The sequence below is a fragment of the Kordia periserrulae genome (genome assembly GCF_003054265.1).
GTDB lineage: Bacteria > Bacteroidota > Bacteroidia > Flavobacteriales > Flavobacteriaceae > Kordia > Kordia periserrulae.
On sequence record NZ_QBKT01000003.1, the window covers coordinates 399,972 to 424,704 of the forward strand.

General features: G+C 36.6%; 25 protein-coding genes. 5 read left to right on the top strand and 20 right to left on the bottom strand.

Annotated features, from left to right (window positions below):
* Window positions 1-1,968, top strand: coding sequence for a heavy metal translocating P-type ATPase (locus C8N46_RS08645; RefSeq protein WP_108114478.1), 1,968 nt, complete (start codon window positions 1-3; stop codon window positions 1,966-1,968).
* Window positions 1,969-2,055: 87 nt separating this feature from the next.
* Complete coding sequence (locus C8N46_RS08650) at window positions 2,056-2,511, top strand: pyridoxamine 5'-phosphate oxidase family protein (protein ID WP_108114479.1); 456 nt, start codon at window positions 2,056-2,058, stop codon at window positions 2,509-2,511.
* A 50-nt stretch (window positions 2,512-2,561) separates the two neighbouring features.
* On the opposite strand, the gene C8N46_RS08655 is transcribed toward C8N46_RS08650, so the two are convergent.
* From C8N46_RS08655 to C8N46_RS08730, 16 genes are all read right to left on the bottom strand, one after another.
* The gene (locus C8N46_RS08655; RefSeq protein WP_108114480.1) at window positions 2,562-3,593 is read right to left on the bottom strand and encodes a hypothetical protein; all 1,032 of its coding nucleotides are present in this window, start codon (window positions 3,591-3,593) and stop codon (window positions 2,562-2,564) included.
* Window positions 3,594-3,682: 89 nt separating this feature from the next.
* A complete protein-coding gene (locus tag C8N46_RS08660; protein WP_108114481.1) occupies window positions 3,683-6,631 on the bottom strand; it encodes a T9SS type B sorting domain-containing protein in 2,949 nt (982 codons plus the stop codon).
* Between the two features lie 242 nt (window positions 6,632-6,873).
* The gene (locus C8N46_RS08665; RefSeq protein WP_108114482.1) at window positions 6,874-7,518 is read right to left on the bottom strand and encodes a hypothetical protein; all 645 of its coding nucleotides are present in this window, start codon (window positions 7,516-7,518) and stop codon (window positions 6,874-6,876) included.
* Between the two features lie 6 nt (window positions 7,519-7,524).
* A complete protein-coding gene (locus tag C8N46_RS08670) occupies window positions 7,525-8,202 on the bottom strand; it encodes a hypothetical protein (protein ID WP_108114483.1) in 678 nt (225 codons plus the stop codon).
* A 10-nt stretch (window positions 8,203-8,212) separates the two neighbouring features.
* Window positions 8,213-8,665, bottom strand: coding sequence for a hypothetical protein (locus tag C8N46_RS08675; protein WP_108114484.1), 453 nt, complete (start codon window positions 8,663-8,665; stop codon window positions 8,213-8,215).
* A 71-nt stretch (window positions 8,666-8,736) separates the two neighbouring features.
* Window positions 8,737-9,564: a universal stress protein gene (locus tag C8N46_RS08680; RefSeq protein ID WP_108114485.1), complete on the bottom strand. Its 828-nt coding sequence runs from the start codon at window positions 9,562-9,564 to the stop codon at window positions 8,737-8,739.
* 45 nt (window positions 9,565-9,609) lie between these two features.
* The gene (locus C8N46_RS08685; RefSeq protein WP_108114486.1) at window positions 9,610-10,452 is read right to left on the bottom strand and encodes a universal stress protein; all 843 of its coding nucleotides are present in this window, start codon (window positions 10,450-10,452) and stop codon (window positions 9,610-9,612) included.
* A gap of 93 nt (window positions 10,453-10,545) precedes the next feature.
* Window positions 10,546-11,331, bottom strand: a complete 786-nt coding sequence (locus tag C8N46_RS08690) for a universal stress protein (RefSeq protein ID WP_108114603.1) — start codon at window positions 11,329-11,331, stop codon at window positions 10,546-10,548.
* 298 nt (window positions 11,332-11,629) lie between these two features.
* The gene (locus tag C8N46_RS08695; protein WP_108114487.1) at window positions 11,630-11,860 is read right to left on the bottom strand and encodes a hypothetical protein; all 231 of its coding nucleotides are present in this window, start codon (window positions 11,858-11,860) and stop codon (window positions 11,630-11,632) included.
* A gap of 115 nt (window positions 11,861-11,975) precedes the next feature.
* Window positions 11,976-13,022: a response regulator gene (locus tag C8N46_RS08700; protein WP_108114488.1), complete on the bottom strand. Its 1,047-nt coding sequence runs from the start codon at window positions 13,020-13,022 to the stop codon at window positions 11,976-11,978.
* Between the two features lie 21 nt (window positions 13,023-13,043).
* Window positions 13,044-14,276 (bottom strand): sensor histidine kinase, encoded by a 1,233-nt coding sequence (locus C8N46_RS08705; protein ID WP_108114489.1) that lies wholly within the window; start codon window positions 14,274-14,276, stop codon window positions 13,044-13,046.
* 182 nt (window positions 14,277-14,458) lie between these two features.
* A complete protein-coding gene (locus tag C8N46_RS08710; RefSeq protein ID WP_146169770.1) occupies window positions 14,459-14,815 on the bottom strand; it encodes a hypothetical protein in 357 nt (118 codons plus the stop codon).
* Window positions 14,816-14,970: 155 nt separating this feature from the next.
* Window positions 14,971-16,110, bottom strand: coding sequence for a beta-1,3-glucanase family protein (locus C8N46_RS08715; protein ID WP_108114491.1), 1,140 nt, complete (start codon window positions 16,108-16,110; stop codon window positions 14,971-14,973).
* A 181-nt stretch (window positions 16,111-16,291) separates the two neighbouring features.
* Window positions 16,292-17,848: a M28 family peptidase gene (locus C8N46_RS08720; RefSeq protein ID WP_108114492.1), complete on the bottom strand. Its 1,557-nt coding sequence runs from the start codon at window positions 17,846-17,848 to the stop codon at window positions 16,292-16,294.
* A gap of 225 nt (window positions 17,849-18,073) precedes the next feature.
* Complete coding sequence (locus C8N46_RS08725) at window positions 18,074-18,400, bottom strand: hypothetical protein (RefSeq protein ID WP_108114493.1); 327 nt, start codon at window positions 18,398-18,400, stop codon at window positions 18,074-18,076.
* A gap of 27 nt (window positions 18,401-18,427) precedes the next feature.
* Window positions 18,428-19,204 (bottom strand): DUF3108 domain-containing protein, encoded by a 777-nt coding sequence (locus C8N46_RS08730; RefSeq protein ID WP_108114604.1) that lies wholly within the window; start codon window positions 19,202-19,204, stop codon window positions 18,428-18,430.
* 140 nt (window positions 19,205-19,344) lie between these two features.
* Here C8N46_RS08730 and C8N46_RS08735 point away from each other — a divergent pair, with 140 nt between their 5' ends.
* From C8N46_RS08735 to C8N46_RS08745, 3 genes are all read left to right on the top strand, one after another.
* The gene (locus tag C8N46_RS08735; protein ID WP_108114494.1) at window positions 19,345-19,893 is read left to right on the top strand and encodes a hypothetical protein; all 549 of its coding nucleotides are present in this window, start codon (window positions 19,345-19,347) and stop codon (window positions 19,891-19,893) included.
* 28 nt (window positions 19,894-19,921) lie between these two features.
* Window positions 19,922-20,344: a hypothetical protein gene (locus C8N46_RS08740; RefSeq protein WP_146169771.1), complete on the top strand. Its 423-nt coding sequence runs from the start codon at window positions 19,922-19,924 to the stop codon at window positions 20,342-20,344.
* 299 nt (window positions 20,345-20,643) lie between these two features.
* Window positions 20,644-21,075 carry a hypothetical protein gene (locus tag C8N46_RS08745; RefSeq protein ID WP_146169772.1) on the top strand — a complete coding sequence of 144 codons (432 nt, stop codon included), beginning with the start codon at window positions 20,644-20,646 and terminating at the stop codon, window positions 21,073-21,075.
* Window positions 21,076-21,084: 9 nt separating this feature from the next.
* On the opposite strand, the gene C8N46_RS08750 is transcribed toward C8N46_RS08745, so the two are convergent.
* The 4 genes from C8N46_RS08750 to C8N46_RS08765 all read right to left on the bottom strand — a co-directional run bounded on the left by C8N46_RS08750 (window position 21,085) and on the right by C8N46_RS08765 (window position 24,729).
* A complete protein-coding gene (locus C8N46_RS08750; protein WP_108114497.1) occupies window positions 21,085-21,459 on the bottom strand; it encodes a DUF423 domain-containing protein in 375 nt (124 codons plus the stop codon).
* 241 nt (window positions 21,460-21,700) lie between these two features.
* The gene (locus tag C8N46_RS08755) at window positions 21,701-22,114 is read right to left on the bottom strand and encodes a heavy-metal-associated domain-containing protein (RefSeq protein ID WP_108114605.1); all 414 of its coding nucleotides are present in this window, start codon (window positions 22,112-22,114) and stop codon (window positions 21,701-21,703) included.
* A gap of 203 nt (window positions 22,115-22,317) precedes the next feature.
* Window positions 22,318-24,006: an efflux RND transporter periplasmic adaptor subunit gene (locus C8N46_RS08760; RefSeq protein ID WP_108114498.1), complete on the bottom strand. Its 1,689-nt coding sequence runs from the start codon at window positions 24,004-24,006 to the stop codon at window positions 22,318-22,320.
* Window positions 24,007-24,009: 3 nt separating this feature from the next.
* Window positions 24,010-24,729 (bottom strand): heavy-metal-associated domain-containing protein, encoded by a 720-nt coding sequence (locus C8N46_RS08765; protein WP_108114499.1) that lies wholly within the window; start codon window positions 24,727-24,729, stop codon window positions 24,010-24,012.
* Between the last annotated feature and the right edge of the window lie 4 nt (window positions 24,730-24,733).

Below are 24,733 nucleotides of genomic sequence, written 5' to 3' on the forward strand. Positions count from 1 at the left end.
ATGGCGACTTCCACAGCTCATCAACATGCACATCACGGTATTTTAGGTAAAAACACAGAACTGTATTTTGCGCTGTTGTGCGGTTTCTTTTTAGTAGTAGGTTTTTTGTTGGAAAGACTAACGGAAATCCCAACTTCTGTTTGGAAAACGGTGTATGTGTTTGCGTATCTTTTCGGTGGTTATTTTGTGAGTTTGGAAGCTGTTAAAAAAATTCCGAAAGGCGAATTTGACATTGACTTTTTAATGATAGCAGCGGCGCTTGGCGCGATGTATATTGACAGTTGGGCAGAAGGTGCATTGCTGTTATTCTTGTTCAGTTTGGGACATGCGTTAGAACATTACGCGATGCACAAAGCTAAAAAATCGATAGAAGCGTTGGGAAATTTATCGCCCAAAACGGCTTTGGTGAAACGAAATGCAACACTTCACGAAATTCCTATAGAAGATTTACAAATAAACGATGTTATTGTGGTAAAACCCAATACAAAAATCGCGGCAGATGGTGTCATCATTACAGGACACTCAAGTGTGAATCAAGCACCAATTACAGGCGAAAGTATTCCTGTGGATAAAGTCGAAATTCCGTCAACAGAAAATTTACCAGCATTTAGCGAAATAGACAAAAAACATACGGTATTTGCAGGAACTATCAATGGTGACCACAGTATTGAAGTGCAAGTGCTCAAACTCAGTAAAGATTCTACCGTAGCACGATTGATTGATATGGTGAGTGAAGTAGAAACGCAAAAATCACCCACACAGCGACTCACTAAAAAGTTTGAAAAATGGTATGTTCCTATAGTTTTAATTGTCGTGTTTTTGTTGTGTTTTGGATATCTTGTGATAAATGAAACATTTGACGAAAGTCTGTACAGAGCCATTACCGTTTTGGTAGCGGCAAGTCCGTGTGCGTTGGCAATTTCTACACCAAGTGCTGTATTAAGTGGTATTGCGAGAGCTGCACAAAAAGGTGTGTTGATTAAAGGCGGAAAAGCACTAGAAGATTTAGGAAGTATCAAAGCGATTGCGTTTGACAAAACAGGAACATTAACAGAAGGAAAACCATCGCTCAAAAATATCATTCCGCTTCATGATTTTGACGAACAAAAACTAGCCGAATTGGTACTGGAAGTTGAAAGTTTAAGCAATCATCCATTGGCAAAAGCCATTGCAAAGGACATTCAAAAACGCTATCAACTAGAAGCAACAGACAAAGCTACCGATGTAGAAGCAATTCAAGGAAAAGGAATTACGGCAATGTATCAAAACGACAAAATATGTATTGGAAATGTCGTGATGATGGAAAGTGAAGGAATACCAGTTGATGATTCGATTCATACTAGCATGAAAACGCTGTTGCAAAAAGGTGAAACCGTGATGTTGGTAGCGTTTCAAAGTCAATTGATTGGAATGATAAGCGTGATGGACATTCCCAGAAAAACAGCCAAAAGCACCATTGAACGATTGCGAGAAATTGGTGTAAAGTTTATGGTGATGCTTACAGGCGATCATCAACATGTAGGCGACGCTATTGCACAACAAATAGGACTTTCGGAAGCTCGGGGAAATCTACTTCCCGAAGCTAAAGTTACAGAAATTGAAAAGCTGTTGCAATCGCATAAAAAAGTTGCGATGGTAGGCGATGGCGTTAACGATGCGCCTGCAATGGCACTAAGTACCGTAAGTGTCGCGATGGGCGCGGCAGGAAGCGATGTTACCTTAGAAGTTGCCGATGTAGCATTGATGTCTGACAAAATTGAAAATCTTCCTTTCGTATTTGGATTGAGTAATGCTTCTAAAAAAATTATCAAGCAAAACATTTACATAAGTCTTGGAATGGTGTTTTTTTTAGTGCCGATTACGATTTTAGGCTTGACCAATATTGGTGTTGCCGTATTATTGCACGAAGGTTCCACCATTGTCGTTGTCCTGAATGCATTGCGATTGCTTCGCTATGAAGCTTCATAAGACTGAAATAGAAATGTGCAACTGACCAAAATCATGTTTTAGTTACCGAGTTATCTATACTTTAGTATAGAACCTAAATTAAGTATCATGATTAAAGTATTGAATCCAGCAGAACGCCAAAAAATCTTAGCAGAAAATTATATTGGTCATTTGGCGTACATCTATCAAAATAGACCGTTTATTGCGCCAATTACGTATTATTTTGACAAAGAACGCAATATCATTATTGGCTATTCTGCGGAAGGACATAAAATCAAAGCGATGCGTAAAGTCAATAACGTAGCTATGGAAGTTGCTGAGATTGATTCTGTAAACCATTGGAATACGATTGTGGTTCACGGCGAATATGAAGAACTGGAAGGAAGCACTGCGAAAGCCTATTTGCACGATTTCTCTTTGGGTGTAAAGGATTTAATCATTCGAAAAGAACAACGAAAACTAGACTTTATCAACGAATTTTCAAGTAAAATTTACAAAGATGATTTTCCTGTAATTTTTCTAATTCGAATTGATGAAATCACAGGAAGAATGCGCAGAAGTTAAGGCAAGCGTTTTGTATCGTTCCAAGCTAAAGATTTTTGTGATGCAAAACTTTAAAACGGATAGTAATAGTCATCTTTAGCAATACCAAGAACTACGGGCAAATTCATGGCTTTGTGCGCAATAATTTCATCACCAGCATTGAATTCTTGGTAATATTCTTCAGGAATTAAAACGTTTCGATACGTCGTTTTTAGGGTATATTTGACGCGTTGTCTTCCGTTATGCGTAATTGTCGTAAATAATTTGTCTATAACATGCGTGGTAACAAGCTCTTTTCTGCCGTTTTTAGTTGATTTTTCATAATTGAAGTACAATCGTATTGTTTTGTAGATTTGATACAATAGAATGAGTGGTATGGGAAAAATGAGCAGCAAAATTCCTTCTAAACTATTGATGAGCAAACCCACAACAGGCAATCCAAAAAGCGCTATGTAGGTAAGACGTCTTTTTAACTGTTTGCTATAATATTCATGAATGATTTCGCGGTCTTCTTGTGTCAAAGGCGCTTGTCGAATTCTAGAAGTTGGATAGCTGCTTTTATGAAATATTTTTTGAGGATCGACCGCGGCATCAGCAGCACTTTCGCGTATATCAAATGATAAAATTGTTTTGGAGCTTGGTGTAATTTCAAAATAAACAGTATCGCCCACTCTAATTTTTGAATACATGGCATATTCAATTTTGTGCTGTTCGCCGTTTACGGTCATATAATAATAGCGTTGTGTGCTTGTTTTGGAAGAACGACCGCTTCGAGCTCCAGTTCCTGTACTGTGTGAGGTAGATTTATTGATGCTCAATTGTTTGTCTTCCACCACACCTTCGATGCAATTTTTCACGCCACTATTTAAGTCTTTTAGGAACAGCGAAATCATATAGCCAATCACTCCAAAAAAGAACAATGCGAAAATGCCAAATATAACAAGCGGAACTGCTCCAAAATTGTCTGTTTTTATAAAGGCATCACGAAGTATAAATAGATACATTCCATAAAAAAAGGCCAAAACAATTAGGGCAAAAAGTGCTCCAAGCCACAGTTTTCCTTTTAATTTTTTACGGTCTTTTTGAGTTAGTTGTTTTTGCATGCGACAGAAATCTAAATAGTATCGCTAATTTTTATTTTTTTGAGAAGATTGGCAATACGTAGAGTTGCGTATTTTGATGATATAAAAAACTATCGCTTCAACGTAAAATGTCCTGTATATACATTTCCTGTCATTGGGCGTTCTACTTTAAACCAATAATCGCCTGAAGGCATTGGTCGCCCGTTGTAGTTGCCGTTCCAGCCTTCTGTGGTTGGGTTTAGCGTAGTGAGTCGTTTTCCATATCTATCAAAAATAAAGATTTGAAGCGTCGGGTCGCTGGCAGCGGCAATGATTTGCCAATTGTCGTTAATGCCGTCGTTGTTTGGTGTGAAAAATCGTGGATAATTTAGAAGATACGCAGGTTCTGTAACAACTCCGCAGCCGTTTTTATCTCGTACATACACAGTATATTCGCCCGAAAGTAAGTTTTCAAAAAAGTTGTCATCGGTATAATTAATGCCATCTAACGAATATTCATAATCGCCCAAACCTTCTGCCGTGACTAAAATGGTGTTTTGAAAGTTTGTCCAATCGGTAATGCTCACGTCAATACTTAGTGTTGGACCAGATTCTATGACAGTAAATGTTTTGGTATTGCTGCAATTAATTTGTTCGCCCAAAGCAGTATAACTATTTCCAATGTCAACCGTATAAGTTCCTGGCGTATCAACAACAATACTTTCGGTAATTTCGTTTGTAGACCAATTGTAAAAATCGGCGGTAACGTCAGCAGATAACATGACAGTTCCGTCGGTACACAAATACACGGTTTCGGTTTCGTTGATGATGGGTGTGGCTAGTGCTGTAATTTGAAAATCGACAATATCAAAACAGCTAGCATTCGTTGTATCTTCCACACGTGCGTAGATTTGCTGCGGATTGGTCGTATTGGTAAACGTACTGCTAATCGACTCTACATCCATCATAGCATTTTGTTCGCTGAGATGAAAGGTGATTTCATAATTTCCTGTAAGTCCATTTATAATGTCGTCATTTTGAGAAGCTAGATTGAATGTCGCCGCATTTGCATCGTCCAAAAAACTACATTCAAACAAATCGTTTATTTCATTGGCAATAATAGCTGGCGTAATGTTGATTTCAAAATTGGTCGTATCAAAACACAAGGGATTTCCCACAGCTTCAATTCGTACAAATAACGGTTGGGGATTGTCTAGAGTTTGAAAATTTGTAGGCAATGCACTGATGTCGTTATCGGCGTCGTCTTGTGTAAGGTGATAGGTAATTTCAAAGTCTTCCGCAGTTTGGTTGAGCAATACTTCGCTGTTAAATTGATTGAGATTCACCATTTCCGAACCGTCATTACTTTGGTCGTCGCAAATATCAATATCGGCAACCGTATTTGCTAAAGGAAACGGATTTACGATGAGCATAAAACTGGTAATATCAAAACAATTGCCTTGTCCCAAATTGTAAATACGTGCAAAAATTTCTTGATTGTTGGTCGTGTTGGAATATGTTAATGGCAACCGATTAAGGTCATTTTCGGCATCTTCTAAAGAAGTATAAAAAGCCACATCATAGGTTAGATTGGACTGCGAACCTAAGATTTCGGTAATTTTAGTGCTTAAATCAAAACTTTCAATTTCGTTGTTAGTGCTATCATCACACAATAAAAAATCGCTCACAGCACTTGCAACAGGAATTTCATAAATGGTAACTTCTTTGCTCGTTTGGCGTATTTCGGTACCAAAATTAATGTCTGCTGATACGGTGTATGTTCCCACACTCGCGTACGTATGCGAAGGTGCTAGACTCGTAGAAGTAGTGCCATCACCAAAATCCCAATTGACAGACACCGGCGGTTCGGTAGTATTTAGCGAAAAATTTGTGACATCGCCTAAGCAGAAATTTTCAAGCTGAATGGTCGCACCAAAAAAGGATTGTATAAACGTCGGAAGTCCCAATCTGCACGTGCGCCCTTGCAAATCAATAGCATCTATTACATAGGTAGCACCCGTTCCGACCACGTTTGGATTTTCAATAACATCCACAAATTGACTGCCAGAGTTTGCTAAATATAAGCGTTCATCATTGGCAATTTGAATAGCACCAATAAAATCACCTCCTTGATACACGATGACGTCAGAGTTTATAATATCCGTTGCATTTCCAGCGGTTAAATCAAATTGATGTACGCGTCCGTTGTCAGGACTGCTTGGGTCGTCAAAATTCAAATCGGACACATATAACAATTGCACATCTGGAGAAAACTCTACACCATACGCGCCAGAACCTGAACCGTTAAAGAATACATTTTCTAGTTTTATCGGGTTGGAAATGACACCTGTATCTGCATTAAAGTCAAAAAGTTCTACAAAACTGTTGGAGCCCCATTGTGCGATGGCGAGTCGTTCTCCGTTGGAAGATGCTTTGAAATAGCCAATAGATTCCGCAGAACCGCCACTGTGTACAGAGCCAATATTTTGTGTAATAGCAGTTTCGTTTACGCCTGCTGCAGTGACTTCATAGATTAAAAATGTATCGTTTTGCCATGAGTGGCTTAGCACCCAAAAATCGGTTCCGTTGGTTTTTTGTACTGCGGTAATTTTTTCGGTAGTTGGCGTAGAAAGCAACACATTTTTAAGTGTGGTAACATCACCATTGCCATTATTTAACGACAAATCGAACTCCGAATAGCGAAGTCCGTCAGGTCCTGCGCCTTCATCTACGGTAAAAATATAGTAAATCAACGGATTGCCAGGCTTGGGAACAATCACTGCCGATTGAGTACTGGAGTTATTTCCTGTTAAGCCTGTACCGTTTGGTGTAATTTGATGATTTTTATCATACACAGTACTTCCGTCGGTATAAAAAAGCAATTGTCCGCTACCGTCAGAAATGGTTGCCACGCCTTCGTTGGTCGTCAAAGCACCGTTGAGTGAAGCGGTTGGTGGAGTTGTGCTAAAATCCAAGCCAGCATTGGTTCCGAAGTACCAATTATTCCCTTCGTTTTGTCCGAGCATTGTATGCAAGCCGCATAGCAATACACAGTATATCAATTTGTAATATTTTTTCATGTACGTTATAAATCTATACTTTTTTAAAGTTATAGGATATTATTCTATTGTTTTGTTGGCACAAAAGCGAAATAATGACTAGATGCTATCACGTTTTAGGCAAACTGTATATTTCTTTTTGTTACAGCAATGTGTTATTGCTATTTGGGAATATTTCAGTTAAATATACAAAATACCACAATACAGGATGTTTTTCTAAAACATTTTCTGAATTGTGGTACTATAAAGCTGTAAAATAGTAGTTATTGTAATGCTTTTTTCTTCGGAATGAGTTTTTCTTTTTCCATCGATTTGATGATTTTTTTGACATAATCATCCGTCATAGCCGCAATATTTTCAGGATTGATGATATTGTAAGAATCTAACCAAACCAGTGATTTTTCTTCATCTTTTTGCAATCGGTAAATGGTGGTTTCTACATAAAACACTTGGTACTTTTTATAGTCTTCCTGACTGAAATAATCATCGCGAGAAGCTAAATAACCGCCTAAAAAACGTTGCAAACTATAATCAAATCGGGGAGAAGCGCCACTTCGCGATTCGTTTTCTTGCACTCCTTTTACCGCAGAAACCAAAACTGTTTCAAAACCTTCTGTAAGCAGCGTGTTGATTTTAGCTTCAATGTCCGCTTCGGTTTTGGTAGCATCTTGAAATAGTTTTTCAAAAACCACCGTGCTTTGTATGGCGTTGATATTGCGTTTGTTGAGTTCTTGCACCAATACAAATTCAAAGTTACTGCGCGCATCAAAATCGGGTGTAACACCAACTACCAATACATTTTTTGGATTGAATTCGGTCACTTCAGGATTTTTCCAATGTTCACCTCGTTGAATGGAAGCACAACTTACCATTAAAAGCGTAATGATGTATAGCGTAATTTTTTTCATTTGTGATTAGTTAATCAATTCGTCTGAGTTCTCTTTTTTGCGAGTTGTTTTTGGTTTGATGAGCTGTTCGTTTTCCAATACCGCAATTGCCATGTACACATAATCTGTAACCGATTTTTCAATGGAAGAAGGATCAACAATGTCTATATATCCTTTCCAAAGCAACTCTCTATCTTTCGTCGGACAAATACAATACATGGACGTTTCCGAATGATACACTGTGTATTCGTTGTAATAATCAGGATTGTAGTAAATATCTTGATACATTAAATATTCACTTCTAAATTTACGATAGGTTGCATCGTAATCGTCATAATTATTTTTGTAGGCAATTTTATCTTCTACACCAATAATTTTAGTAAGCAAAATAGTATCAAAACCATCTTCAATAAGCGTATTTTCTATAGCTTTCAGTTCATCTTTAGTGAGCTTTTCTGGTTGCATGGACGGATTGAATATGGTAAGACTCGTTACAGCTTCACTACCACGTGCTTCTAGTTCTTCTTTGAGTTTTTGTTCAAATTTTTGACGTGCTTCCACGTTAGACGTCAATCCGACAACCAATACTTTTTGTGGTTCGTACACATCAATATCAGGATTTTTCCACTGGTCTACCAACTGTGTTGAGGTACAGGCTGGAAAAAGCAACACGCTTACACACACGAAATAGAAAATACGTTTCATAAGGATAGTATTAAAGTTTTTTGTCGAGAGAAGATTGTAATTTTTCTTCTTTTTTGATGTCTTTGATGATGTTGAATAATTGCACTTTCAACCCACGATATTCTTTAAGAAAGTCTTCCATTTCTTTGGATAAATTTCGGTGCGTTTCTTTGTATTGTTTTTCATCTTCAATTTGGTCAACGCCATCGAGCATAATTTCCAACTCTTTTTCATGCTTTTTTACCATGCTTATAAGTTGTTCTGTGCGTCGATACGAGCGTGTAATGACATCAATAATTTCTTTATCGCTCGAAAAAACATCCAGTTTTTTTAACTGAGAAGAAAACGTAGAAATCAAATCTTCAAAAAAGAAATGTTCGTCTTTTATAAAATTCAGTTGTGATAACCAATGCAATGAATCTGTGTGCATATCTTCAGCACTAATCCATTCAATATATTTTGGCGTAGTTTGTATTGTTTTCATGAGTTTTACGGTATTAATTACAGTATTAAAAGTACGTTGCACATTACAGAATTACTATGATAAATATCAGCTTATTCTGGAATGACTAAAAACGGTACTTTTAGGTTGAACGCAATTTTTTTCACAACAGGTTCTCGCAAAATTCCATCAATAAAACTGTGCGAATAATACACCATCGCGAGAATGTCAATATCCAATTCGTCAATAAAATCGTGAATACTAGTTTCCTTGCTCGCATAGCTTGGAACGATGTGTACGCTGAGTTCGAAATTTTTTAAATATTCTTTTAAAACGTTCAAATTCTTCTCTTGTTTGTCACTTAAAGCCTCGTTGTCATTGATGTGCACGATTCTAATTTTAGCATTGTACAAATCTGCCAATTGCTGTAAATGATGGATTTCCTTCGCATCGCAATAGCGATTCAAATCGGTTGGAAAGGCAATTTGTTTGGGCGTTATAAATTCATAATCGTTTGGAATGGCAAGAATTGGGCAGTTTTTTACTTTCTTAAAAATTTTAGCTGTATTGCTTCCAAATAAAATTCCTTTAGCGCCTGTAGCTCCTTTGGTTCCCATCGCAATAAGGTCAATATTATATTTTGGTACGAAGTCTTCAATCACATCGTCCAAATCGCCCAAAACAACCATGGCTTCAAATTCGTGATTGCTGTTGGCGTTGGTGGCTTCAATTTGCTCTTTTAGCTTTTCAACATCTTTTCGCGCATTGTCAAGCATGGTTTTTAATAATTTATTAGAAAAACTTGAGATGCGAGACGAAGCTACTTTTTCAGTGTTTAATAAGTAAAATTTGCAAGTTTCGTGTTGATATAATTTTAAAGTGTAAATAATGGCACTCCAGGCATTATCAGAAAAATCAGTTGGCAACAAAATATTGGTCATAATGTTTGAATTAAAGTTTAAGGTAAAATTTGTTTGTTGTGTGAATTATATTTTTGCAGGAATGATCAAAAACGGGGTGTTTAAGTGCAATCCGATGTGCTTGACTTTGGAGCCAAAGAATAAATTTTCAAAAAACGAATGCTTATTGTTTAGCATCGTTAAAAAGTCAATGCGCGATTGTGATTGAAATTCTTGAATCGCCGTTCCCACATCGTGATGCTGTACAATATGAAACAAATGCGAAGTTCCTTTTAAAAGCGTTGTAAGTTTTTGTTTATTCGCTTCTTGCGATGGTGATAATTCATCTGCATTTGACACATGTAAAATGTTCACTCGCGCGGCAAATAACGACGCAATTTGTTTCAAATCTTCTACGTGTCGTTCTTCAAAATTGACTCCATAATCGGAAGGAAATAAAATTTCATGTGGATGTTGATAGCTATAGTCACTTGGCACAGCGAGTAGTGGACATTTGCTGTTTTTCAATACATGCACCATATTGGAGCCAAACAACACTTCTTGTAAGCCAGAAGCGCCTTGTGTTCCCATAATAATCATGTCCATCGTATTTTCCTCGTACAATTGCTCAATTTCTGAAATCAACATGTTAAACGCAGAAATTCGCGAAAAAAAATGCTTCGGATTCGGAAACTCTTTTTCAATGGTTTCTTGCACAGATTTCAAACCGTTTTGCGACTTTTCTTTTAACGCATCCAACAATCCAAATTGCGCAGCGCCCACTTCCATATATTGCACATGATAAATCACAGGCGTATACGTATTGAGTAAAATAAAATTACACTTTTGGTCTTTATATAGTTGAACAGCGTAACGAATTGCATTCAACGAGTTCTCGGAAAAATCGGTGGGTAATAGTATTTTTTTCATCGCGGTACGTTTTTAATTTCTTGTTTAAAAGTATCGCAAAAAAGAGCTAAAAACTATGATATATATCAGCTTGTAAGGGTTTTAAGTGGCAAGTTATTCGTGCAGAATTAAAAATGGAATTTTTCGGTGATAGCTGATGTGGTCTACGTTGGAGTGAAATAAAATCTGTTTAAAATAATTCAGATTTTTTGCCGCCATGATGATGAGATTGATGTCTTTTCGTTCGGTGAAATTTTCTACGGCAGTTTCTACATGTGTATTCGATAAAAAGTGAAAACTATATTCGCGACCGTCCAAAAAATCTTCCAATAACGCTTTGTTGGCTTGTTGATGCTGATTCAACTCGTTGGTAACTTTGTTAATGTGTAAAATGCGAAGCGACGTCGTTTTATCGTTCAAAATAGTATCAATTGGCGCTAAAGTTTGAATGTCGGTTGCGAGTGTAAAATCGGTAGGAAACGCAACTTCGTCAAACACTTTATACGTAGCATTTTCAGGAATGATTAACAATTTGCATTTCACTTTCGTGATGACATTTTCAGCGTAATGTCCCACCACATGTGCCTGCGTATTGGAAACGCCTTTCGCGCCCATGATAATCATGTCAATCTTTTTATCTGCTACTTCGTCACGCACCGATTCCACAAAAGAACAATGACGCACTATGGAAAAAAAGTGATGATGCTGTTGTTTTAAAAATGATGTCGAAATTTGTGTGCAAAGTTCTGAAAAATAAGAGCTAACGTCAGTCGTATCCGCATCATTGACTACGTGCAACAGATAAAAATTACACGCTGTATGTTCTAAAAACTGCAACGCATACGCAATGGCATTCCATGAATTTTGCGAAAAATCTGTTGGTAATAATATATTTTTCATGCGTACTATGACATTTACCAACAAATCTAACATGCCCGACTTTTTCAAAAAATGATTTCGGTCATGTTTGATGTTTTATCTACTTCGATGAGATTTGAAAAATTAATTAACCTGTCGTGCATTTAGGGAAAAGTATTCCTACTTATGAAGAATATTTTAAGTATTTGTTAGTAAATAATTCTGCTATTAAATATTAAAAGTCAGTTTTCAACTTTACAAGATGTTTATAATAAATACACAACAGGTTAAAAGAAAGTTTATTTTTTACAAATGAAACGTGAAGAATAATATAGTTTTATTAAGGTATAAAATCCCCTTCAATATATGGTCCTTCAACAACCCAAAGACCACCATTGCAACAAAAAGGATGTCCTTCTGGATGCATATTTTGATTCGAAGAATTGCAATTTTTTATAATTTCTCCTCCAAGACAACTATATCCATCGATAACCATTCCTGCAATTAATTTTTGCTGTTGTTTTTTAGGAATCGCCGTCACCCCTTCCAAATTTTTAATGTTTTGTAACATGGTAGTATTTTTTTAATTAATAATACTCTAAAGTACACAATAAAGAAAGAAAAGGATTACGGTTTCACCATAAAAAGAAAGTCCTTTCAGTTAACTTTTTAGCAATTGAATTATTTTAATACATCTCCTGCAACTGCTTGTAATCCACAATTTTGATGTTGCGACCTTCAATTTCAATGATGCCTTCTTTTTTAAAGCGCGAGAGTGTTCGGATGAGGGTTTCTGTGGCAATTCCGGCAACGCTTGCCAAATCGTTTCGTGAAATTTTGATTGGATCTTCAGGTTTGCGATTGAGTTTTTCGGCAAATTTTAAAATCGTCGTTGCTGTTTTTCGATGTACCGAACTGTATGCCATTTGCAATAACTGATCTTTGATGCCCGAAATGTTATCGGTCAACAATTGAATCAATTCCAACGTTACTTTATGATTTTTATCCAGCACATCAACTAATTCACTTTTAGAAAGTCCCACCACTTCGGTGTCTTTCATCGCTGTAGCCGTTTCTTGATACGGCATATTTTGTGTAAAGGACGTATAGCCAAATAAATCGTCGTCTTTGTGCAAGGCTGTCGTGAGTTCTTTTCCTTGTTCGTCAAATTTGTGACATTTTACCACACCTTTGATAATCAGGTAAATATAATTAGAACTGTGTCCTTCTTCATAAATGATTTCATCTTTAGAAAACCTAAAAATAGCACCATTATCGTCAAAGAAATTTTTTAAATCGTTCAAATCGCGCAATTGGTCTTCGTCTTCTTTCGGACGATGTTGTTCGCGTTCTTCTTTTAAAATAGCAGCTTTCGCGATGCGACTTTCAATAGCGCTTACCAATTCTTCTTCTTCAAACGGTTTGGTAATATAATCGTCTGCACCCAAATCCATTCCTTTACGCACATCTTGCCGTTCTGTTTTAGCCGATAAAAAGATGAACGGAATGTATTTCGTAGTATCATTTGTAGACAAGGTTTCCAACACGCCATAACCGTCCAATTCAGGCATCATAATATCACACACAATAATATCAGGCGCATGCTGTATGGCACTTTCTACACCTTTTCTTCCATTGGGTGCAGTGATGACTTCATAATTTGCAAGTTCAAGCAATTCTGCGGTGTTTTCTCTTAAAATGGTATCATCTTCAATTAATAATACTTTCTTCATTGGGCAATTTTATGGTTTTTATTACAATTGGTTTTGTGGCGCGGTATTCGGCAATTTCATGATAAAAGTTGAACCGACATTTTCCGTACTTTCAAAAGAAATACTTCCGTGCAAGTTTTCCAAATGGCTCTTTACGATATTCAATCCGATGCCTGTTCCTTGTACTAATAAGGCATTTTCAGCTCTAAAATAACGATTGAAAATGTTTTTTTGCTCCTTTTCGGGAATTCCAATACCGTTATCTTTTATTTTAAACGTGGTTGTGGTGTCATCTTGCGTAATGCTGATATCGATGATTGAATTTTCAGAAGAATATTTAATGGCGTTATTCACCAGATTTGACAACGCCAATTCCACAATTTTCTCATCTTGATACATCGAAAAACCATCAATATTTTCAGGGTAATTGATTTGTTGTCCGTCTTTTAACAACATATTGGCATTGTACACAACTTCATTGACAACTTTGCTCACCGTGAACGTACTGAGTTTGTAATTCACTTTTCCTTTTTCCAATTTTTCTACGGAAAGGAAATCGTTCAAAATATTGTTCAGATAATGTACTTTGTCTGAAATAATTTTGATGTGTCGGTCGCGCTTGCTTTGTTGTTCGGTCAATTTGTATTTTCCCAACAACATCGAAGAAGTTAAAATACTACTCAACGGCGTTTTAAATTCGTGAGAAACTAGCGATAAAAACTTTGTTTTCAGTTCGTTGAGTTCTTGTTCTTTCTTCAACGCAATTTTCGCTTCTTTTTCCGCTTGCAGTCGAAGTTTGTTTTCTGCTTCTAGTTTTTCAATTGTTTTTCGTAATTCTTGCGTACGCTGAATCACTTTTTCTTCCAAATCGGCATACAACTCCTGAATTTTTTCTTCTTGTTGCTTTCGCACAGAAATATCAATCACCAACGCCATCACATAATGTGTATCTTGTACCGTAAACGGATTGAGTCCAGCTTCTACAGGAAATGTACTGCCATCTTTCCGAGCGCCGTAAATATCGCGTCCGTGTCCCATTTGGCGACTTTCCCGCTGTTTCATAAAATTATTAAAATGCGCTCCGTGTCCTGCGTGATACTTTACAGGAATCAACACTTCAATAGATTTGTTAAGAAGTTCTTCGCGTGTGTAGCCAAACATTTCTGCAGCGGCTTTGTTCACATCTACAATTTTTTGTTGCGCATTTACCACAATCACACCTTCAGAAACAGCATCTAAAAGTATGTTGAATATGTCTTTTTCGTCTCGAAGCATAGTAATTTTTGTACGGTGTACGAAATTAGGAAAAATTATAGAGTATCTGGTTTTTGAGTGTTTCAATTATTGAAGTGATTGAAACTTTTCCATATGGCTGCAAAACAAAAAGTTTACACACTTCATTAAAAAAAGCGAACCTAAAGTTCGCTTTATAAATAAAACCTGTATGATGATACTTTTTATTTCTCTTCTACAATATTTAAAATATACGTAGGATCTTCGTCGTCATTGAGTGTAAATTCAATGCTGTTGACTTGAAAATCTTCCCAATCGCTAGGATCAATTGGCCAACCACCAATTTGATTGTAATCTTTATCAAACACCATAAATAGCGGATAGTTATAGTCAGCTGTTCCTACGGCGACACCGCCAAATACAAAAACACCGTCCGAGAATTTTGCGTACGAGGCTGCCAAATAGTTTCCTTCTGTGATGCCTTGCGGGATTTTATAGTTGGATGGATTTTGCATCATGTCCGTCCATAAGTTTTTTCCGTTTTTCGGAATGGTCATAGTTGCTTCCAATTGTGTTGCCATGGTTGAATTAATTTTAATGGTTTTTTCAAAAGTAGCAATAAACTTTATATCAAAACAGCGTATAAATACCTCATTTTTAGTCAATTTTATTATAAAAAAAGCGAACTTCTCAGTCCGCTTCGTAAAACTAAATTGTAACTAATACAATATTGATATTAACTCCAGCTAGTGAGTGTAATGTTAAAGTTAGTCGCGCCCGAAATTTGAATCAATGGATTGTCTGTATTACAAACATCATCAAATGGAAACGCGTAGATTCCTGATTTATAGTTGTCGTGTACTACTTTGGCATATTCGTTAGTGACACCGTTTTGTGCTTTGTAAAATTCAGACACATCGCAGTTTGGCTGTGTATCATTTTGTGAAGTACTTAATGTCGTTCTGTTGAGCGAAGCACCTAAAATGGCAGCAATTTCGCCCAAAGGCGTATTATTTGGAGCATTTAAGGTTCCTACGCAACCGAAAATGTCATACGCATCGCCAGCTGCTGGCTTTTGAATGGTTACATCTGTTTTTCCTTTTTGAGAAAATACAAATTCGTTGCTGCTGTTTACTTTTCCTGTATAGGTTCCGAATGTCGGACAGTTTACGGTAAGTGTATTTGTGGTAAAATTTTTCCAGCAAGCTGTGATGTAGGCATCGTAAATGTTTGGCGAAAGCAAGTTTGGATTTGTCGTTTGTACACCGTGTTGTGGACCTAATACACGAATGTTATTGCCAGAAGCATCTTGCATGACCAAATCGCTCCACGGTTTTCCAACATTTGTCATCGCATCAAAAATAGAAGCACGTGTACTGGTTGATTTTAGGATTCCATTTGTTTTGGTAGTGTCGCCAATCACTTCAATAGACACTGGAGCAGAGAAGTAGTCTACAATGGTACAATCGGCATACAATTCGGAGCCAATATTGGTAAATTCTACAACCACAAATAAGGTATCTGCATCGGCACTTCCTGGCGTAAATGGCGGGGTTTGCACACCTAAACCATTTTGTCCACCTTTTACAACATTAAAGACATTGGGTAATTTTTTAAACGAGAATAAAAACTGTCCAGACCACATTTTTGGTAAGTTGTTGAAGGAGCTTAATGCATCTACAGTTTTAAAAAGTTTGGAACAATCTTGTCCTTTGGTAAATTTTGTTAGCGAAGCATTTCCTTTGGCATCTACATCTACGTAACACCAATCGGGTGAACTGGTTCCTGGATCGCTATTCAATCCGAAGCAAATCCAATGTACATCTGTGGATGCTATTCCGCTATTGTTGGTAATTTTTACTTGAAGGCTCATCATTAGGATAGGGTTTTGGTTATGATATAAAAGTACTTGTAAAAGTTATAAATAGTGTACGCGCAATTACGCATCTTTACAAAACACGCAATTCTACGTACTCGTGTTGAAGTGAAAACTAACTGATTTAAAAAAGGCTATCTGTTATTTTACAGATAGCCTTTTCTTATATATAAATGTCTTATTATTTCGTTTCGATATCACTATCAAGCTTCACGCGCTCGTCTCTGTTTGCCAATTCCCAAGCTGTGTAAAATACCAAACGCGCACGATTTGTTAATAAATCGTAGTTGATTTTATCTGGCGTGTCTGACGGTTTGTGGTAATCGTCGTGTGTTCCGTTAAAATAGAAAATTACAGGTACATTGTTTTTTGCAAAGTTATAATGGTCAGAACGATAGTAATAACGATTGGGATCGTTTTCGTCGTTGTATTTATAGTCTAACTCAATATTTGTGTATTTTTTGTTGACTTCTTCGGAAACGTTGTGCAATTCTGAGCTCAATTTGTCAGAGCCAATTAAATACACATAATTACGGTCGCCTTCGGTACGTTTTGGATCAATTCGACCAATCATGTCAATATTCAAATTCGACACGGTATTTTCTAGCGGGAAAATTGGGTTGTCTGTGTAATATTTCGAACCTAATAATCCTTTTTCTTCCCCAGTAACATGTAAAAATACGATAGAGCGTTTTGGACCATTTCCGTCTTTTTGTGCTTGTTTAAACGCTTCTGCAATTTCTAAAATAGCAACCGTTCCTGAACCGTCGTCATCCGCACCGTTGTATATTTCACCATTTTTCACACCTTCGTGGTCTAAATGTGCAGAAATGACAATATATTCTTCTGGTTTTTCATTGCCTTTAATGATAGCCACTACATTTTCCGAAGCAACATCGTTTGTTTTGTCTTTGTTTACAAGTGTTCCAGCAAGTTGTATGCTTGATGCTTCATCACTTTCAGCAATCTTAGAATGCATTTTGGAAGCTATATTTTCATTAATCACATAATAAAAGAATGGATTTTTTTCTTCTTTTAAAGAAACGCGACTGTTTTGCTTCATGTATGCTAATTGCGCTTTGTACATGGAGAAGGTTTCTCCTGCAAAGAAAAAAGCGCCTTTTGCTTTGTGTTCTTTAGCTGCGGTAATTTTTGCAGCGGCACCTCTAAATCGATTTCCCCATCGAGAGTTTTCGTCTGTTCCAGAAATCAAATACGTACCATCTTCTTGCATTGGCTCACCAATTTTAAATAAAACGATTTTGCCTTCAACATCTACATTTTTATAGTCAGAGTATTTTTCATCGTCAATTCCGAATCCTACATACACAATTTCCGTGATATCTGTAGTTCCGTTGGCTTGCGGACTAAAGGCTAAGAAGTCTTCTCCAAAAGTAAAGGTAGTGCCGTTGATCGTCAGTTCGCCGTCTAAATCGCCTCCTTTTTGTAAAGGTACATTTTGAAAATAATCGCCATTTTGTTGTGCTGCAGGAATCGCTAAGTTTTTGTATTCATCTCTCAAATAGGCAACCGCTTTCTTTTGCCCTGGTTCTCCAGTATTTCTTCCTTCAAACTCGTCAGAAGCATAGGTGTACAAATGTGTTTTGAGTTCAGCTTCTGTAATGGTGTTTGCATACGGAACAGGATCGAGATTTTTAACAGCTTTTTTTTCAGCTGTTTTGTAATTGGTGCCGCATCCGATAGTAGCTAAAAGCGCCAGCGCTAGGATTTTTTTCATCATGAATCTTTTTAATTAGTGTTTGCTATCTAATTTGTCAGAACAATGTTTGGTAGGCGTTGTTGTTTTAACAGATTTATAGTATTGGTTTTAGGATGCTCAAAGATATTGAAAAGCAATGCGTGTTTTTGTTATAGATTTCTTAAAAAAACATCGTAATCGCCAATTTGAAGCACAAAAAAAGTCTATCATTTCTGTTTTGATAGACTTTTTTCTTTTTCGTGATTATTCCAATCCTTCGAGTTCTTCTATTTCTTTGATATCTTCTTTTTCTTGTTCTTTCTTTTCGTGTATCGTTTCTTTGCCATCGTCAGCGACTTCGTTTTCTCTGAACAAATTCATTGTGGTAATTGCTCCTGCCAGAAACGACAGTGCAATAATCAACTTTGGAACACTTTCGCGAAGTCCGTTTTGTTTGGAAATATACAATGCAGTAAAGCCTAAAATAAGTCCTAAAATCACGGGAATATACGCAAAATTGTCTGCGAAGAAGGAAAGTAAAAATGCCAACACTGTAGCAATACTTCCTACGATGATACTAAAAATTCTCATGGTGTTATCTTTTTGGTGTTATTGTAATTAGTTTGCAAGTCCTGAAGCACTGTCAAGTTGTAACATTCCGCTTCCAATAGGAATGGTAAACTCTGCTTTTACAGGAACTTTATTAGCATCGGCAGTCATCCAAAGCGTTGCGGCTTTTAGAAAATCTCCGTTGGTGATGATTTGTAGTTTGTGACATTCTTTTTGTCCCAAATTTCCAGCATCAATCGTTTCCTTACCTATATATTTTAGTGTGATTGGCGTTTCTTCTTTATCAAATATAATTTTAAAAACTTTCGAATCGCCCACACGTGCATTTTCAATAGGAAGATTACGTACGTTATACAACGTTGAAATTACGTCCATAGCGCCATTACTAAATTTAAAATCCTCATTTACAACCCAGTCTGTTCCGTCGCCTCTGCGTTTTACTTGCTCACTTTTGATAGTTTTCGTTCGCTGATTGTACACATACTTCATTTTCTTCTTATAGCTTCCTTCATTAATATCTCTCTTATACAAAGCTGGCAATAAGGAACTTTTGCTTACATACGATTCATAGACATCACGAATCTTAAAGAAAAAATCATATTTTCTAAATGTATTGGCGTTGCATTTAAAGTGTAATAAGGTATTGGAAGATGTTTTTACTTGCGAAGTTTCCATACTCACTTGCGCCAAGTCGGTTAAAAAACCAGACATTTTATATGACGCGGTAAATACCAACTTCTCTCCATCTTTAAAAGGTAAATTTTGCGCTTGTGCCGCTACTTGAAACAGACAAGTTACGATGAGAAGACCTATCATCTTTTTCATGCTCTTCATTATTTAGGTGTTTTTATTCTTTGTTATTAACGCAATACTATTCACTTATTGTGCCAAACTTTATTTTTTTTGTTGGTACGTAGTATCGTAACGCGTTTTGTAACTTTGGCAAAAATACACATTACAACGTTGTGACGAAATTAAATTTTCATAAACAAAACTTTTTTAAAAACACCTACTGTGTTTTTAAAGCCGTTGATTTTCAGATTGTAAAAAATAAAACTCCTGATTTTGTTAGTCGTTCAGGCAGTCAGTATTTTTATATGAACGATGGTGTATATCGAGTTTCCTCACATTGGGGACGCGCAGCTACGTGTCGCTGGCGATTGCAAACGGAAGCAGGAATTTCCAAAAATGGTACAAAAGTCGGATTTGCCCAATGGACAAGCTTTTACAAAGACAATGAAGTAGAGAAGTTGTATTTTATCCAGCAAGATAAATTCACACAAAAGTACACCTATTTTCACAGAGATGAACCTTCATACGATTCCAAATTTGTGCTACGAACTGCGGGCGACACGCGAAAAGTCTTGCGACAAATCAAAAATATCACCACAGCAACCAAATGGGCAACATACATTCCACACAACGATTTGGAAGACTTACGAAACTATCTCATTAATGGATTGATAACTACGAATAAAACGTTGCCTGAGTTGAAGCAAGAATACATTTATTAAAATTTAATGTATATTTTTACCCGTATTTATGAATAATCAAAATAATATCATCATGTTAAAAAACCGCATAGTACTCTTTACGATATGCTTACTGTCTTCATATTTAGTAATGGCTCAAAAAAATATTACTGAAGTACAATTTGAGAAAGATAAAATCATTTTAAATGGTAAAAAGGCTTTTGATTACCGAAAAGAAGGAAATAACTATGCTATTCTCGATTTAAAAGGGAATGAGTTAATTACAGGTGAAATTCGTAAAAATGACAAGGGAAAATGGTTTAGTATCATCACTTTTAAAATGGTAGATAAAACATTTTCAAACAAAAAAATTATCGGTCGAAATCATTTAATTTTTGCATTGGCAGAAGAAAATGTTTTTCAGAAAAACTTGAAAATCAATAAGGAAAAGCTGTTGGAGTTTATACAAAAGTATAATGAATTAGATAAGTAACGCCACTTTTACAAATTCAGAAAAGAAACACCCAACAAAACCCAACCAATCATTGCCTGAGTTGCAACGTACTTATACCTCAATGTGTGCTTAAAAAATCAGTTAAATATTTTTTTATTGTTTTCGGAAACTTATTTGTTCTCACGGTCATGTTGGCGATTTGGACAGATGATTTTGAACTCACATTCAATACGTATGTACGACCTTTAGAATTTTTACAATTATTTGGTATCACACTTCTCCTGTTAATTGTGTTGAGAATTACAGTTTCAATTTTTAGAAGGTATAAAATTAATTCGTTGCGAAAAAGAATAAAAGTATCAATCATTATCACCTTACTCGTAAGTTCTTTTTATTATATAAGTTATGGATATCATATTTATTTAAATCGAATAGCGAATGCAGATATTCGAGCGGGTGTTTTGAAAAAGTTAGTTACTTCATCAATAAGTTTTAAAGGCTATTCAATAAAAAATCTTACCGCTGAGGAATATTTAGAAATTGCAAGAAAAACATGGTTTCCAAAACTGCCCCACGATGCCGAAAATATAAACTTAGCGTATTATTATGACGGCTTTTTACCAGATTATACATTCTTTTTAGAATATTATGTACCCAGAAATCCCAAGCTTGAAATCATCAATTATAAAGACGAAACTTTCTCTAAAACACAAACTATAGAAAGGGTAGGAACAAGATTTAAAGTCAATTATTCAGAACGTCTTTGGTAATTTTATAACTTAAAGAAAAGAAACACCCAACAAAACCCAGCCAATCACCAACAACAAACCACCAAGCGGCGTGATGGGACCTAAAAATCGAAGTTTTTTACCTTTGGCACTGCTCAAACACAAGCCGTAAATGCTAAAAGAGAACAAAAACGTTCCCACAATCAAACACCATGCAGCACTTTTTTCTAGTGAATTTGTGAAGGGCAATTGAAATCCAATCGCCAATAAAACAATGGCGTGATAGAGTTGATATTTTACGCCTGTTTCAAAGCTTTTGAGCAAGTCTTCTGTAAAGGTTTTTTTCAAGGCATGTGCGCCAAACGCCCCAAAAATAATTCCCAATGCACCATACAAAGCCGCACTCAATAATACGATTTTTTCCATGGTGCAAAGGTAGTTATTTAATTAACGTAAGTTCGGTACAAGTAATTTTATACTTTATTGATTTTTAGTTATTTATAATAAGTGTCAAATCGAGCATTATCGTAGATACCGAGCATAGCTCACGAGATTCCTTTGAAGTTATTAATTCTTAGCTGTTCTCGACTGCGCTCGAACTAACAATTAGTTATTTTTCAATGAATTATGAATTACATAGTGATTTCTTAGGTCGGACTCACGTCAATTATTGATTCATCTGCTGCTCTCTATCGTAAAGGCAGCATTTTGGTAAATTTTTATATGCGCCTGTATCGCCTGTCATTTTATCGGTATCATAACCTGCTGCTGCGATTGCTTTATGAACTACATTTTCGTTAATTTTATATTCATCATACGCGATAGAAATACTCTTTTTCTGTACGTCCCATGTAGCTTCAACGACACCTTCCACGCTTTTTGCGGCTTCTTCAATAGTAGCCTTACACATGCCACAATTTCCACGAACGCCAAAAGTTGCCATAGACAATTCTTTGGCTTTTGTAGTGTCTGTAGTCGTTTTTGTTTCCGTGTTTGACGAAGTGTCTTTTTTTGTTTCTCCGTTGCATCCAATAACTGCTAAAGATGCGATGATTGCTAGTGATAGAATTACTTTTTTCATTTTTTCTGTTTTTTTATTTGTTAATTTGTGTATTCGTCGATTTGTTTTCTGTTGTTTGTTTTTTGTTGTCTGTTGTTTTTCATTCAAAATTCAAAATCCAACATTTAAAATTTTAGTTTCGTTATTCGTTATTCGTTATTCGTTATTCGTTGTGAGTTATTTTAATTCAAAATTCAACATCCAACATTTAAAATTTCTAATCCCTAATTCCTAGTTCCTAGTTTCTCAACCACACTTCCACAGCTAAGCATCATGTCGCCAAAATACGGATTTTTGATTTCTTGTACATCGCTTATCCAATACGCACCATTGTTATCATCTGCCATTGGGCAAAATTGAATTGTTAAAGGCATTTCAAAGCTAGTAAAGCTTTTTACAATTGTAATCATATTGTCTGAAACGATTTGAAAATGTTCGCGTTGCTGTTCAATAGAAACCTTGTTGTTAATTCCTTTGGAAGCTTGGTGCATGGTAGCCCATTGGTTCTCTATTTTTTTACGTTGCGAATTGTTCAATGCTTCCAATACTTTTCTAAAATCGTCACTCTTAGCAGCCGCTACTTTGGTATCACTTTGCACCAACGCATCTTTGAGTGCCAAATACGCTTTGATACTTGGTTGCAATGCTTTTTCCGTACGCGCATCTAAGTTGAGTGTTTCTATTTCTTTAGTTTCTTCACGATTCATCATAGAGGTTTTTCCTTGTAATTGTGCCGCTGCATCTACAGTAAAGGCACCATTTGTCACAATTTCTTCGTCTGAATTCAATCCAGAAACGACTTCGTAATTGTCTCCGTTTACGTTTCCTAAAATCACTTCGCGCGCTTCAAATACAGGCTCGTTTTCTTTTTTCACATATACCAAGGAGCGTTTTCCCGTCCACAAAACCGCCGATTTGGGAATGCTCATCGTGTTGCTTTCAGAAGAAACTTCGGTGTCTAAAATTCCTGTGACAAACATGCCAGGTTTTAAACTATTGTCACGATTATTCAATGCTACTTTTACAGCAACCGTACGCGTTTTGGTGTTTAACACAGGATCGATAAAGGTAACTTTCGCGGGAATCTCCTCATTCGGATTTACGTTTGTTTTAATACGAATAGCATCGCCTTTTTGAAAACGCCCAATTTGATTTTCGTACGCATCAAAACTTGCCCAAACCGTGTTTAAATTTGATACTTTAAACAAAGCACCGCCTTCCATCACATGATTGCCTTCTTCTACTAGTTTTTCTGTGACTACGCCAGAAACACTAGCGTATATAGGAAATTGTGTAGCTACTTTTTGCGAGGTTTCCAATTGTTGAATCTGTGCTTCGGAGAGTTTCCAAAGTTTTAATTTGTTGCGAACCGCTTTGTACAACTCAGGTTGCGAGTTTTTCATGCGCATTGCGGTTAGCAATTCCTGTTGCGTCGTCACCAATGCTGGAGAATAGATCAAGGCAATTTTTTGTCCTTTTCGGACTTCTTCTCCTGTAAAATTAACGAATAATTTTTCAATGCGTCCGCCAAAATGTGCGGTTTGGATAGCGTTGGTTTTTTCGTTGGGTTCAATGGTTCCCGTCAGTTTCAAGCTTGTTTCCGTAGCACTAGCAGTTCCAACCTTGGTGGTTTCTATGTTTGCCAAAGCTAGCGCGTTTTCGGTCATTCGAAATTGATTCGGAGCAAGTCCTGAAGCACCTTCTTCCGCAGGAATCAAATCCATGCCACAAATAGGACAATCGCCCGCTTCTGGCTGCATAATTTGCGGATGCATGGAACAAGTCCACATGGTATTTTCTGTAGTGTCTTTTTCTGTATGTGCATGTCCTGTGTTTTGTTCTCCCGAAAGGGCAAACTTCCCAATCACAATGCCTATTACAATAAAAACGATATAAATGAGATACTTTTTCATCGGTTAAGCATATAAGTTGATTAACATCCAAACCGCCATGACGAGCATGATGGAGTTTTCAATAAATGTGGCTTTGGTCATGGGCAATTTGAGCGCTGTTCCCAAACACGCACATTGAATGCTTTTTTTGTCGAATAAAACTTTCGTTACGCCAATGGTTGTAATTCCTAAAATGATGATGGTTGCGATTAACGCGATTGGAATTTCAAAGCGAAACAAAAACATGAGTCCGAGCGCAACTTCGATAAATGGATACATCCACGCATACGCGGGAATGGCTTTTGCGAGCGGGTCGTACATTTGAAAGGAATTTGGAAACCCTTTGTAATCTAGCAACTTAAAGAAGCTAAAAACGATGTAAAATAGTCCCATAAAGTCAAGCATAAACGCTTCTGTGGACCAACTTTTTACGTGTAATAAAACGCTTGCCGTTGTAATGTAAAAGAAAATAAGAAGCAGCGGAAAGAGTTGTTTGAGTTCACTTTTTTCATTGACTTCTGCCGATTCAAACATGTTTTTTGTTTCAGTTTGAACCGTATATTTTTCGGGTAACGCAGCTTGAATCGCAGCTGCGTCGAGTGGAGTAGACGTGTCAATTTCTGCGGTTCCAGCTTCTAAATTTACCGTAGCCGACGTCACTTCGTCAAAACTGTTGAGCACATTTTCTACCTTACTTTTACAGCCGTTGCAGGTCATTCCGTTGATGTGATATGTTTGTTTCATGTTT